6 protein-coding genes and 2 pseudogenes are annotated in these 13256 nt (G+C 63.5%); 1 reads left to right on the top strand and 7 read right to left on the bottom strand.

The window, feature by feature from the left end:
- Positions 1–5 precede the first annotated feature (5 nt).
- Positions 6–407 (bottom strand): response regulator transcription factor, encoded by a 402-nt coding sequence (locus tag AB4O45_RS00540; protein ID WP_236168776.1) that lies wholly within the window; start codon positions 405–407, stop codon positions 6–8.
- The gene (locus AB4O45_RS00535; RefSeq protein ID WP_236168777.1) at positions 404–1393 is read right to left on the bottom strand and encodes a response regulator; all 990 of its coding nucleotides are present in this window, start codon (positions 1391–1393) and stop codon (positions 404–406) included. The genes AB4O45_RS00540 and AB4O45_RS00535 overlap by 4 nt, the downstream gene beginning before the upstream one ends.
- A gap of 313 nt (positions 1394–1706) precedes the next feature.
- On the opposite strand from AB4O45_RS00535, the pseudogene AB4O45_RS00530 reads away from it, so the two are divergent.
- A pseudogene (locus tag AB4O45_RS00530) lies at positions 1707–6871 on the top strand (trifunctional serine/threonine-protein kinase/ATP-binding protein/sensor histidine kinase); the annotation flags it as partial.
- 278 nt (positions 6872–7149) lie between these two features.
- Here AB4O45_RS00530 and AB4O45_RS00525 read toward each other — a convergent pair.
- From AB4O45_RS00525 to AB4O45_RS00505, 5 genes and pseudogenes are all read right to left on the bottom strand, one after another.
- Positions 7150–7626 carry a helix-turn-helix domain-containing protein gene (locus tag AB4O45_RS00525; protein WP_016774798.1) on the bottom strand — a complete coding sequence of 159 codons (477 nt, stop codon included), beginning with the start codon at positions 7624–7626 and terminating at the stop codon, positions 7150–7152.
- Positions 7627–7714: 88 nt separating this feature from the next.
- The gene (locus AB4O45_RS00520; protein WP_056786154.1) at positions 7715–8827 is read right to left on the bottom strand and encodes an alkene reductase; all 1113 of its coding nucleotides are present in this window, start codon (positions 8825–8827) and stop codon (positions 7715–7717) included.
- Positions 8828–8998: 171 nt separating this feature from the next.
- Positions 8999–11233 carry a xanthine dehydrogenase family protein molybdopterin-binding subunit gene (locus AB4O45_RS00515; protein ID WP_460160918.1) on the bottom strand — a complete coding sequence of 745 codons (2235 nt, stop codon included), beginning with the start codon at positions 11231–11233 and terminating at the stop codon, positions 8999–9001.
- Positions 11230–11701: pseudogene (locus AB4O45_RS00510) on the bottom strand ((2Fe-2S)-binding protein). The gene AB4O45_RS00515 and the pseudogene AB4O45_RS00510 overlap by 4 nt, the downstream one beginning before the upstream one ends.
- A complete protein-coding gene (locus AB4O45_RS00505) occupies positions 11698–12966 on the bottom strand; it encodes a c-type cytochrome (RefSeq protein WP_460160917.1) in 1269 nt (422 codons plus the stop codon). The pseudogene AB4O45_RS00510 and the gene AB4O45_RS00505 overlap by 4 nt, the downstream one beginning before the upstream one ends.
- Between the last annotated feature and the right edge of the window lie 290 nt (positions 12967–13256).

The following is a 13256-nucleotide window of genomic DNA, read 5'->3' as shown; positions in this document are numbered from 1 at the left end:
AGCGATCAGTGCTGGCGGTGCAGGGCCTTGTCGAGTGCCGCCAGCAAAACCTCTTCTTCGAAGGGTTTGCACAGGCATTCAAACGCCTGGTAATGCCCGGACTCAGCCAGCGCCGCCTCGTCCCAATGGGCGGACATGCAGATCACCGGAAACTGTCGCGGCAGTTGGCGCATCACGTCGATGCCGGACAGGCCGGGCATGCGCAGATCCAGCAGCAGGCAGGCGATTTCGGCGAAGTCTGCTTCGGCGAGAAACGCTTCGCCACTGGCATAAACCTGCGCGCGATAACCGACCGAGCGCAGCAGATTCGACAGGCTTTTGCGCACCGACGCGTCGTCATCGACGATGCAGACAATCGTCGGTCGGGTGTTCTCGATCGCCGTCGGGCGACCCGCCGGGGCGCTCACGACAGGCTCGATGGGCCAGGCGAAGGCGCAGCGCTGATCAGTCCGTAGAGTTCGACGAGGTTGACCAGCGAGCGGGTCTGCATCTTCGCCATGATGTGTTTGCGATGAACCTTGGCGGTCACTTCACTGGTGCCCAATTGGTTGGCGATCTGCTTGTTCGACAGACCGCCAACGATCAGTGGCAGCACCTCGCGCTCACGCGGTGTCAGTTGCGCCGCCAGCTGCCGCACGTGCTGAACCCGTTGCCATTGATTGAACGCCGTCGCGGCGTGTTGACGGGTGCTGCGCAGAATGCCGAGCAGTTCATCGTCATTGAATGGCTTGGTCAGGAACTCCACCGCGCCGGCCTTCATCGCCTGCACCGACATCGGAATCGTGCCGTGGCCGGTCATGAAGATCACCGGCCACGGCAAGCCGCGCTCGTTCAGCGCCGCCTGCAATTGCAGGCCTGTGGTTTCGGGCAGGCTGACGTCGAGCAACAGGCACGCCGGGCCATTGGCGATGTCGCCCTCTAGCAGTTCTTCGGCGGACTGGAAAATCCGGTGCTCGATGCCTTCGGCGCGCAACAAGCGGCTGAGCGCGGTACGCACGCAGGCCTCATCGTCAACGATGAACACCGGCACCGATTGCGTATCGACCAACGGCGGCTGCGCCACCATCGGCGCCGAGGCCAGCGCGTTGAACACGGGCAGTTTGGGTTCGCGGTCTTTCAATAATCGGTAACCTCGACGGGCAACCGTCTGGATGATTTCTTTTTCCCCGAGCAGTTTGCGCAGCGAGGAAATCTGCACTTGCAGATTGTTCTCTTCGACGACGATGTCCGGCCACACCTGATTGATCAGCTCGTCCTTGCTGACGATGCGCCCATCGGCCTGCATCAGTACGGAAAGTATTTCGAACGCCCGCCCGCCCATGCGCAAGGGCCGGCCATCGAGAAAGGCTTCGCGCCGTTCCAAAGAAATCGTGGCTTGGCCGAGTCGGATCATGCGGGCCTCTGCGTTGCGGTGAGAAGGACAGGGCGCGGGCGCCGGGTTATCAGGTTCGTACGCTAGGGGACGGCCTGGCATAAAGCAATTATCCCGAGGGATAAGACGTGCGCTTGTATAGCGCAAGAAACAGCCGCGCAAGGCTCTGGACGGCCATCTTGAGGCTGCGGACGGACATCAGCGCAGCGGCTGGCCCTCTGGCAAAAAAACGCTGGGTATACTTCGCCACCAGCCTGAATCCCATTTCCAGCGGTGAATGCGTATGCCCGGCCAGCCATCCTCCTCTGCAATTTCCCGCGTGGCCGATGCGCCGATGCTCGATGAAGCATGGCTGGAGAGCTGTCGGTTCAGTCTGCTGCGCCGTGACCATGAACTGACCTGGTTCAGCCTCGAAGACAGCCACTCGGGCCAGAGCTGGTTCGCTGTGCGTGCGCCGATCCAGCGTCCGGCGCTGTGCCAGCGGCTGGAGCGCGATTTCCATTTGCAGTTGCCTTCGCAGTGGGCGCTCAACCCGCTCGCGCTGATTCGCTCGGCGGACGGGCCGGTGTTGGTCTACCCGCAATGGGGCGCGCCGCTGGCTGGACTGATCGACGCCGCCGGCTTACCACTCGGACGGGTGCTGAATATCGCCGTCGCCGCCGCGAATGCGCTGGTCCACTCTCGCCATCCGGAAACACCGCAAAACCCTGTGGGAGCGAGCCTGCTCGCGAAAGCGTCATTCCAGCCGACATCACCCTTGACTGACCCACCGCTTTCGCGAGCAGGCTCGCTCCCACAGGGTTCTTTATTGCCTTGGCATCTGCTGGTCGATGCTGACGACAGCGTCAGGCTGATGGGCTTTCACACCCACGCGCAGGAAACGCCGGCGACCGAACTGCCGAGCTTGGAACACTGGCCTTATCTGGCGCCGGAACAGCTGCAGCGCGACGGCGTCGATTCCGATGAGCGCAGCGACGTCTATGCGCTGTCGGCAATCATTTATGAGGCGCTGACCGGGCGCCCGCCGCTGATCGCTCGCGACGCCTCGCAATGGCTGCATGTGCACGCCGCCGTCGAGCCTTTGTCGCCAGCGCAATACCAACCCGACCTGCCGCAAGGCATTTGTCACGTGCTGCTCAAGGGCCTGGCCAAGGAGTCGGACGCGCGCTATCAAAGCATCGAATCGCTGGCCGCCGATCTGACCTGGTGCCTGCGGCAATGGCAGAAAAAGGCCAGATCGAAGCGTTCCGCCTCGGTGCATTCGATGCTCGCGCAACGGCCACGCGCGGCGATGTGCTGTTTGGTCGTGATGACGAACGTCAGCAACTGCTTGAACAGATCCAGCGCGTGCGCAGCGACGGCATCGCTCGCGTGCTGCTGGTTGCCGGCGCACCGGGAGCGGGGAAGTCGACGCTGATCCAGCAAGTCCTGCGTAGCCAGGCACCCGGTTATTGGGCCAGCGGCAAGATCGAACTGCTGAACAATGACCGGCCCTTCGCGCCGGTGGCGCAGATTTTTCAGTCTCTGATCAGCCAAGTGTTGACCAAGCCCACGCTGGCCTTGCAGGCCTTGGCCGAGCAACTGCGCGAAACCCTAAAGGGCCGTGGCCGCTTGCTGCTGGACCTGGCGCCGGAAGCCGAACTGCTGATTGGCGCCACCGCCGAACTGCCGAACATGCCGGCGCGCCACGCCCTGGATCGGGTCAATCGGGCGCTGCTCGATGTGCTCGAAGTCTTTGCGCAACCGGGGCATCCGCTGCTGCTGTTTATCGACGACTTGCAGTGGGCTGACGACTCGACGCAGGCGTTTCTCAAAGCCTTTATCGGCCGACCGACGCGGCATCTGCTGCTGGTTCTGGCGTATCGCGAGGGCGAGTTGACGGAGCATCCGGGCGGCTGGCTCGATGAGATGCGCAGAGCACCCGCGCTGCCAGTCAGTGACCTTCGACTAGGGCCGCTGTCGGTGCAGGCCGTTGCGCAACTGATGGCGGTCGAACTCGATGCTGACGTCGACAACCTCGAGGCGCTGGCCCGCGTCGTGCACTTCAAAACCGCCGGCAATCCGTTGTTCGTCAGCCAGGTGGCGCGCGCGCTGGTGGACGAGCGTCTGCTGCGTTTCGACGCGACGACGCGGCGCTGGGTGTGGAATCAGGCCGAAGTGAACGGCTATCGCTACGCCGACAACGTGGCCGAATTGATGGTGCAACGCTTGCAGCGTCTGCCGGTCAGTGCCCGTGAAGTGTTGCGCACCGCGGGTTACGTTGGTGGCCGCTGTGACGAAACGCTGTTGGGCGATTTGCTGGGGGACGATCCGGCGCAATTGCTGCGTGACGTGGATTATCTGGTCAGCGCCGGATTTCTCCTGCGCGAGCCTGGCCAACTGGTGTTTCCCCACGATCGGGTGTTGGAAGCCGCCGCTGCGCTGACCGCACCGGCCGGGCGCTCGGCTGAGCATGCGCGCATCGCTGCCGCCATGCTCGATCAATGCGGCGAGCAGCGGCAGGCGCGGGTCTTCGACATCGCCAGTCAGATTCAGCGCAGCGCCGGCAATGCGCTGCAAGCGCCTCGACGCGCTGAATTCATCCAGTTATTGCTCGAAGCTGCCGAGCGCGCCCGCGATAGCGCCGCTGTCGAGCAGGCCGTGGATTATCTGCGCAGCGCCGAGGTGTTACTCGGCGACAACGGCTGGACGCAGCTCTACCCGCAAGCCTTCGCGGCGCGCTGGCTGGCAGCCGACTGCGCGATGTTGCTGGCGGATCTGCCCGGCGCGCAACAGCGTCTCGACGACTGTCTGGAACACGCTGCCACCGTGCTGGACCGGGCGAAAACCTACCGCCTGCGCGCCAGCCTGCGCACCTTGCATTCCGATTACCACGGCGCGATCGGCGAAGCGCTGGCCGGTCTTGCGTTGCTCGACATCGACCTGCAGCGACACCCATCGAAGGCGCAACTGGGCGAAGCGTTCGAACGGGTTCGGCAATTGGTCGGTGCGCGACGGATCGCTGAGTTGACGGCGTTGCCCAAAGCCATCGAGCCGCGAATCGAAGTGGCCATGGAACTGCTGAGCACGCTGATCGCCTCGTTCTTCGTGCAGGACGACATTGCTTTTCTGCACCTGGCGAAGATGGTTGAACTGACTTTGCTCCATGGCACCACGCCGAGCAGCGGCTACGGTTTCGCCTGGTACGGCGTGATGATCGCCGACCGTTATGGCGAATATCTGGACGGTGTTGCTTTCGCCGAACTGGCGCTCGATCTGACTGATCTGCACGGCTATGAGGCGGGGCGCACCGGCACGCTGGTGGCGCTGGATCAGGTCAGCGCGTGGACCCGGCCGATGGCTTACGCGCGGCAGAAGGCTTTCGCCGCGTTTGAGTGCGGTCAGGCCGGCGGCGATCTGGGCATGTCGTGTTACGCCTGCAACCACATCGGCTCCGATCTGCTGTTCATGGGCGAGCCGCTGCCAAACGTGTTGAACGAGCTGGACGTCGGCCTGAGTTGGGTGCGGCAGTTTCACTACATCGACATCGAGCGCATTCTGCTGGCGCAACAGGCGTTCGCCAGCGATTTGCGCAATGGGCCTGAGCCTCGTTCGATCGCAATGCTGGATGCTTTGGAACATGACCGTTTTGGCCCGCTGCATCGCGACCGCGTTTCACAGCCGACGCTGTTGTGGATGTGGTTGTATTCGGGCATGTCGGCGTTCTATTTCGGTGAAGTGCGTTACGCGTTGCGCCGTTTCGAAGACGCCGAGGCGTTGACCTGGTCGCTGCCGGCGCACATTGATCTGGCGCATTACTACCTGTTCTACAGCCTGGCACTGGCCAGTCCCGAGGCGCCGGGCTCTGTTGCCGAAAAACTGCAGAAGCTGGAGCAGCAACGGCAGCGTTTTCTGCCATGGGTCGAGCTCAATCCTTCAACCTTCAGCAACAAACTGCTGCTGATCGAAGGCGCGATGGCCCGCGTGCGCGGCGAAGGGCTGGCCGCCATTCGCTGCTTCGACCAAGCGCAAATCGCGGCGGCCGCTGCCGGATTTATCCATGAGCAAGCACTGGCACATGAACAACTGGCCGAGGTCTGCCTGGCCAACGGCCTGGTCTCCGGCACGCATCATCACCTGCGTGTTGCGCGCGACTGCTATGTGCTGTGGGGCGCTGAAGCCAAGGCGCGCCAGCTCGAAGCGCAGCATCCGTTTCTCGCCCACGAGCATACCCTTCAAGCGGGAACGCCGGTGACGCGGGTGCGCCTTGATCTGGAAGTCGGCATTGAAGCGGCACGCGCGGTCTCGCAAGAGGTGTTGCTCGATCGGCTGGTGGAGACCTTGATGAATCACTTGATGATTCAGGCCGGTGCCGACCGCGGCGCGCTGCTGTTGGTCGCCGAGGGTGAGTTGCAATTGGCCGCTGCCGCGCATGTCGAGGCGGGCAACGTGCGGGTCAGTCAGGACAACGATCGCTCGCTGGAGCAGATCGCGCCGGTTTCAGTACTCAATTCGACCATGCGCACGCGCACGCCGCTGGTGCTCGACGATGCCCGCGCCGACTGCCCGCAAGCTTACAGCGCCGACTTGCGCGAGCGGCAGACGCGCTCGCTGATGTGCCTGCCGTTGCTCAAGCAGGGCGCGCTGATCGGTCTGGTGTATCTGGAAAACAGCCTGGTACCGAAGCTGTTCAGCGCCGAACGCCTGACCATGCTGGAAATCCTCGCCTCGCAGGCAGCGGTGTCGCTGCAGACCGCACGGCTCTACGCGCAACTGGTCGAAGACAACCGCTTGCGCGCGCAGATGGAAGCCGACTTGCGCAGCTCGCGGGCGGAACTGGCGCGCAACTCGCACCTGAAAATGATGGGCGAACTGTCGGCCTCGATCGCCCACGAAATCAGCCAGCCGCTGCTGGGCATTTCATCGAACGCCTCGGCCAGTCTGCGCTGGCTCAAGCGCGACACGCCTGATCTCGACGAGGCTATTCAGGGACTGGAAGACATCCGCTCCGACAGCGCCCGTGCCACCGAGATCGTCCAGGCCTTGCGCGCATTGGCCAGGCAGGCGCCGTTGCAACGATTGCCGGTGTCGATTGACGCGTTGATCGGTGAGGTCGTGCAACTGACGGCCAGCGATGTGCACAATCGCGGGGTGAGCTTGCACACGCAACTCAACGCTGCTGACCCGGTGCTGGGGGATCGGGTGCAGATCCAGCAGGTGATCTACAACCTGATCGTCAACGCGCTGGAAGCGATGGCTGGGCAGGGCGTGACTGACGGGCGCCTGGTGATTGAGTCGACGCTGTCCGATGGGCAGGTCTGCGTGGCTTTTCAAGACAATGGGCCGGGGATCGCCGAGCATCAGCGTGAAGAAATTTTCGATGCGTTCTTCACCACCAAGGGCAGCGGCATGGGCATGGGCCTGGCGATTTGCCGAACGGTGATAGGCGCCCATGGCGGGACGTTGCGCGTGGAAGACAGCGAAGAGGGCGCGCGGATCTGTTTCAGGCTGCCGCTTGCGCCGGACGCCAGGATCAAAAAGCCCCTCACCCTAACCCTCTCCCGGAGGGAGAGGGGACTGACCGGGGTGTTTGGGGGAGATACGCCGACGTGAAAGTCCGAGTTGAACTCAGGACTGGAAAAACACCAAATCAGCTCCCTCTCCTCGGGGAGAGGGCTGGGGTGAGGGGGGAGTTCACCGCCGTACCAACGCCGACCACCAGCGCTCTACCGCAAAAAAAAAGCCGCGAAAAATCGCGGCCAAAAGGGAGGAGTGAACAAAACCCTTTGAAATCCGACTCAGGGCCGCAGTTCCGTCAAGCGCTGGCCCATCGTCGAATTCAGCAACCCATCGCTGAGCCGCCAGACATCCGCATCCACCAGCGCCACCCGCGCTCCGCACATCAGTTGGCGCCAGACCTTCGGCGGCATCCCCACCATGCGCCCGAACGTGCGGGTGAAGTGCGAGTGATCGGAAAATCCGCATTCATAAACAATCTCGGTAATCGCCATCGAGGTCAGCAACAGCCCTTTGGCTTTGTCGATCTTCATCTTCAGCATCCATTCCTGAGGTGAGCAGCCGGTGACGATCTTGAACGCCCGGGAAAAGTGGCTGCGTGAAAGATTGCAATGTTCGGCAATCTCGCTGACGCGCAGGCTGCGGCTCAGATCGTGCAGCATGTAGGCCTTGGCGCGGCGTTCCTGCCAGCCGGACAGTGCGCCCAGTGGGCGCGCCAGGTGGCAGGAAGGGTCTGACTTCACCGATTGCGGGTTCATGGCGGCTCTCCTGATCGATGGGCAAAGTCTGGCCGCAGGCTTTATTTAAAGTCCTTAAACAAACCTTAAAAGTTATGAAGCCCAAGCCTCAGGCGTGAAACGGATAATCGACATAACCACGCTGATCGCCGCCGAAGAAACTGCTCGGATCCGGTGTGTTCAGCTCAAGGCCATCGTGCAACCGACGCGGTAGATCCGGGTTGGCCAAAAATGGCCGGCCAAAGGCGATGATGTCGGCGCGATCGGCGTTCAACGCCTGTTCGGCGGACTCGGCGTCGTAACCGCCAGCGAGGATCAGCACGCCGTTCCAGGTCTGGCGCAACTGGGCAATGATCGCGTCCCAGCGCGGATCAAAGTTTTCGTCCTTGACCGTGCCGACCATGGCCGGCTCGACCAGGTGCAGGTAGGCCAGATTCCACTGGTTGAGCGCTTCGACCAGATAACCGAAGGTCGCTTCGGGCGTGTCATCGCCCATGCCCATGAAGCGACCCATCGGCGTCAGTCGTACGCCGACGCGCTCGGCACCGACTTCATCAGCCACGGCGGCGACCACTTCGAGCAGGAAGCGCGCGCGGTTTTCTACGCTGCCGCCATAGGCGTCGTCGCGCTGGTTGCTGTTGCTGTTGAGGAACTGGTCGAGCAGATAACCGTTGCCGGCATGGATTTCCACGCCGTCCATGCCAGCGTTCAACGCGTTACGCGCAGCGCGGCGATAGTCTTCGACGATGTCGGCAATTTCCGCTGTTTCGAGGGCGCGCGGTACCGGCACATCACCCCACACGCCGTTGCCTTGTTCATCGACGATAAAGGTCTTGCCCGGCACTGGCAGGGCGCTTGGCGCCACCGGCAAGCCGGCGTCCGGCTGAAAGCTGGGGTGCGAGACCCGGCCGACGTGCCACAGCTGCATGAAGATCAGACCGTTCGCTGCGTGCACCGCCGTGCTGACTTCGCGCCAGGCCTGCACTTGCGCGTCGGTGTAGATCCCCGGCGTCCACGCATAGCCCTGGCCCTGTTGGGAGATCTGCGTGGCCTCGGTGATGATCAGCGCAGCACTGGCGCGTTGGCGGTAGTACTCGGCGTTCATTGCAGTCGGCACGTCGCCCGGCTGGCCAGCGCGCGAGCGGGTCAGGGGCGCCATCGCCACACGATGGGCAAGGGTGTAAGGGCCAAGGGCGATCGGTTGGAACAGGCGACGGGTCATGGGTAGCTCCGGATTTCGATGAGTAGGGTTCAAGTGCGGCAGCCAGGTGCCGCGCGCTGTGCAGGTAACTTAACCGGGGGTGGCGGGGCTGATAATCCGTGGCCGGCGCTACGCAGTTTTGCGCGCAACGCAACGGCACCCGCGCTCATCGCTGATGAACGCGGGCGTGGTTCAGGCGGGTTGGGTCGAGCGAGTCAGCGGCAGATTCAGCCAGCGCCGGCCGGTTGCATTGCTGACCGCGTTGCCGAGCGCAGCAGCCATTGGCCCTTGCACAATTTCGGCAGCACCGAGGAAAGGTTCGCCCGGTTGATCAAGCAAATGCACGTCGACTTTTTTTGGCAATTGCGTAAAGCGCAGAATTGGATAACCGCTCCAGTCATAGCTGCGAATGCCGCCGGCGTCGTAGGCGACTTTTTCGTAGAGCGTCCAGCTGGCCGACTGGACGATGCCGCCCTCGACCTGATTGCGCAGGCCATCGGGGCTGACAATCTGGCCAACATCGACCGCTGTCACCACATGATCGACACGGATCTCGCCGGTCTGCGGATGCACCCACAGTTTCACCCCAAGGGCGCAGTAACCCATGATGTTTTTGTAGCGGGCGAAGGCAAAACCGATCCCCGCGCCGGGCTCGTTGCTCTTGTGGGGCCAGCCGATTTCGTCACGCACGCGCTCGATCACGGCACGGGCACGCGGGTCGCGCAGATGCGCCAGGCGTAACGCCAGCGGATCGAGCCCGGCCTTGATCGCCAACTCATCAATACCTGCCTCGATCGCGAAGATGTTGATGTGCGCACCCAGCGAGCGCATGGCCGAAGTGCGGAACGGCATGGTGGTGACGAAATTCATGTTGATCCGCGTCGCGCCCAGCTCGTACAGCGGCACCGCGTTGCGATCGCCATCACCTTCGGGCTGGGCGATCGGCACCGAGGGCGCCGAGGTAAAGGGTTTCGCCAACAGGCGTGCCGGCAGCAGGCGCCCGGCATTGACGATGCGTTCGTTATGCGGCGTGGTCCACAGCTCGTAGTTCCAGTCCTGCAAACGGCCCTGACTGAGGCCGGCATCGATTTCGGTGACCATCGCCGAACTGTACGGCTCCCAGAGGTTTTCCTGCTCGCGCATCCATTGCACGCGCACCGGCGTGCCCGGCAGGCGCATGGCGATCAGCGCGGCATCGGCGGCGGCATCATCGGCGCCGTTGTGGCCGTAGCAACCCGAGCCTTCGGTATGAATGCAGCGCACACGCTCCGGCGGCAGACGCAGCATTTCGGCGATACCGGCGCGCAGTGGATAGACGCCCTGGGTGTGGGTCCACACCGTGAGCACGCCATCGTTGAACCAGGCCACGGCACAGGACGGGCCGATCGAACCGTGCATCAAATACTGCTTGGTGACCCGCGCTTTGAAGCGCGTTTCGGTCGTGCCGCCGGGATTGCCGTTGTTGCTGATCGGATAGCGCTTGGAGGGCAGCTGCTTGAGCAAATGGTGAATCCCGGCGGCTTCGGGAATCGCCTCGCCACCACTCCACTTGGCACTCTCAATGCCGCTGCGCATGGCCTTGATCGCTTGCCACTCATCACGGGCGACCACCGCCAGATAGTTGCCGTCGCGAATCACTTTGACCACGCCGTTCAACGCCTCGATGGACGCGGCATCGAACGCCTGAAGCGTGCAGCCGGGACGCGGCGGGCGAATCACCCGCGCATGCAGCATGCCCGGCAGGCGCATGTCTTGCACGAACGCCGCGCCGCCGCTGACCTTGGCCGGGATGTCCAGGCGCGGCAGGTTGTGCCCGATCAGTTTGAAGTCGGCCGCCGCCATCGCTGGTGATTGTGCCTTGGCGTATTGGTGCACATCGACATGCTTGACTGCTTCGGCATAAGCCATGCGCTGACCGGCTGGCCCTTCGATAATGCCGTCGCGAGTGCTCAGTTGCGCAGCATCGACTTGCCAACTGCGCGCAGCGGCATCGACGAGCATTTCCCGCACCTGCGCGGCGGCGTTGTACAGCGCGGTGCCGCTGTCGAAAATGCTGTGGCTGCCGGCGGTGTAGCCTTCGTTGGGCGTCAGTGCGGTGTCGGCGGTGAGCAAATTGACGGCGCGGGCCGGCACCTGCAAACGCTCGGCAGCGATTTGCAGCAACGCGGTTTTCACTCCAGTGCCCAGTTCGACCTTGCCGGTGTACACGGTGATGCCGTCGGCGCCAATGCGAATCCACGCGTCCAGGTAAGGGTTGGTGCGCAGGCTGCCGGGCAGATCGGGGGCCAGCACTACGGTGCCGAGGGTGTCGACTTCGGTGTCGGCCAAGGCCCGCCGCGCCATTGGCATCAGGGTAAAAGCCATGAGCAACGCGCCGCCGCGCAGGAAGGCCCGGCGGCTGGGGTTCAAGCCGTTTGCTTCGCTCATGTCAGGCTCCCGTTATGCCCGGCCACCTGTTTGATCGCCTCGATGATGCGCAAGTGCGTGCCGCAACGGCACAGATTGCCGGCCATGTGCTCGCGGATGGTTTGTTCGTCCGGGTGCGGATCACGTTCGAGCAACGCCTGCGCGCGCATCAGCATGCCGGCGATGCAGTAACCGCATTGCGCGGCCTGCTTGTCGATGAATGCCGTTTGCAACGGGCCGGGTTTTTCTGCGCTGCCGAGGCTCTCCACGGTGCGGATTTTTTCCTTCAAGGCCTGCGCACGGTGTGAGGCAGGCGAACACCGGCTGGTCGTCGACGATCACCGTGCACGCGCCGCACTGGCCCAGGCCGCAGCCATACTTGGCGCCGTTGAGGTTCAAGTGATTGCGCAGCGCATACAGCAGCGGCATGTCCGGCTCCAGCTCCAGCGCTTGGGCGGCTCCATTGACGGTGAGAGTGATCTGGCTCATTTCGTCTCCTGACGTAACGCTTCAATAGTGGAAGAAAGGTCGGTCCATGGCTGCTCGGGTCTGGCTTGCTCGCGCAAATACGCCGCCAGTGCGCCGAGCTGGGCGTTATCGAGGCTGGCGGCGAACGGCGGCATCACCGGGCCGGGCGCGCCGGGAATGGCGGGCACGCCTTCGAGCACGGTCTTGAGAAAGTTGCGCGGGCTGGCCGCTTGCAGCGCCGAAGTGCTTTGCAGGCCTGGGCGGCCGTCGATTTCGCGCATCGGCGCGGCGGGTGCGTGACATCCGGCGCAGGCGCTGCTGAAGAGCAGGGCGCCGGTGCTGTGATCCGCTGGACTGCTCGGCTGCTTTTTCGGGGTGATTTCGGTCACCGCGTGCGGGCTTTGCAGGCTCAGCAGGTAGTCGGCAATCGCCTCGACTTCACTGGCCGGCAAGCGCGCCAGACTCAGGCTGACCGGACGCATCGGGCCGGCGGGTGTGCCGTGACCATCGACCACGTCAGCGCGCAGGTAGCCGACCAATTGCTCGCGATTCCATGGATTGGCGCGTTGCTGGAGGCCGACCAGTGCCGGCGCTTCCCAGCCATCAACGCTGCCGCCCTGCAGATACTCCGAGGATTTCTCCGCGCCGATCAGGTTCAGCGGCGAATGGCAGCCGGCGCAGTGGCCCGGGCCGTCGACCAGATAGCGTCCGCGATTCCATGCCGCGCTGTGTTCGGCCAGCGGCGTCAGTGGCTCGTCATGCAGAAACAGCAGGTTCCAGAACGACACCAGCGGGCGGATGTTCATCGGGAAATTCATCTGGTTCTGCATGGCGGGCGCATGTACGGCGGGGCCGCTCATCAAGTAGGCATAGGCGTCGGCGATGTCTTCGGAGCTCATGCGCCGGTAGTGCACGTAAGGAAAGGCCGGGTAGAGAAAGTGGCCGTCGCGGGCAATGCCTTCACGCATCGCCCGCTCGAAGGCCGGCAGTGACCATTCGCCGATGCCGGTCTGCGCATCCGGGGTGATGTTGGTGCTGTATAGCGTGCCGAACGGCGTCACCAGCGGCAGCCCGCCGGCCAGGTATTCGCCGCCGGGGCGGGTATGGCACACCGCGCAGTCACCGGCCTCGACCACCCGTGCGCCGCGTTGCAACTGCGCAGTATCGAATGACGTCGGCCGTTTGATTGGCGCGATCGCCGGGCGCCACATCAGCGCGACGGCGACGATCAGGCCGAGTACCGCGAGCACGGCGACGCTGAACCACAGGGTTCTGGATTTGAGCAAATGGCTATTCATGGTCGGCAGAAAAACGCGGCGGGCAGTGGCAGGACGAGTGCAGTGCGGGTCATGGAAACGCTCCTTGTAGCAGCCGGGGGAAGGGCGCCGATGCGGACGTCTGCGCCAGGGCCAAAGCGTAGAGAAGACCCTTGCAGCGGAGAATCACCGGCCCGCGCAACAGCGCGTTGCGCCACAAGCAACGTTGCGCGCCGCGCATCAGTGCGTTGCCAGTGGCACGGATTCTCGCCCCCGCCGGCTGACCGTAGCCTTGGCACAACTTTCCCGAACTCAACGAG

It is taken from the genome of Pseudomonas sp. S2_B10 (assembly GCF_054668425.1).
Note: the sequence above shows the minus strand (reverse complement) of the source record. Positions and strands in the feature narration are given on the sequence as shown.

Coding starts and splice junctions, on each gene's coding strand:
- AB4O45_RS00535 (WP_236168777.1), bottom strand. CDS start 1,393: ATGATCCGACTCGGCCAAGCCACGATTTCTTTGGAACGGCGCGAAGCC.
- AB4O45_RS00525 (WP_016774798.1), bottom strand. CDS start 7,626: ATGAACCCGCAATCGGTGAAGTCAGACCCTTCCTGCCACCTGGCGCGC.
- AB4O45_RS00520 (WP_056786154.1), bottom strand. CDS start 8,827: ATGACCCGTCGCCTGTTCCAACCGATCGCCCTTGGCCCTTACACCCTT.
- AB4O45_RS00515 (WP_460160918.1), bottom strand. CDS start 11,233: ATGAGCGAAGCAAACGGCTTGAACCCCAGCCGCCGGGCCTTCCTGCGC.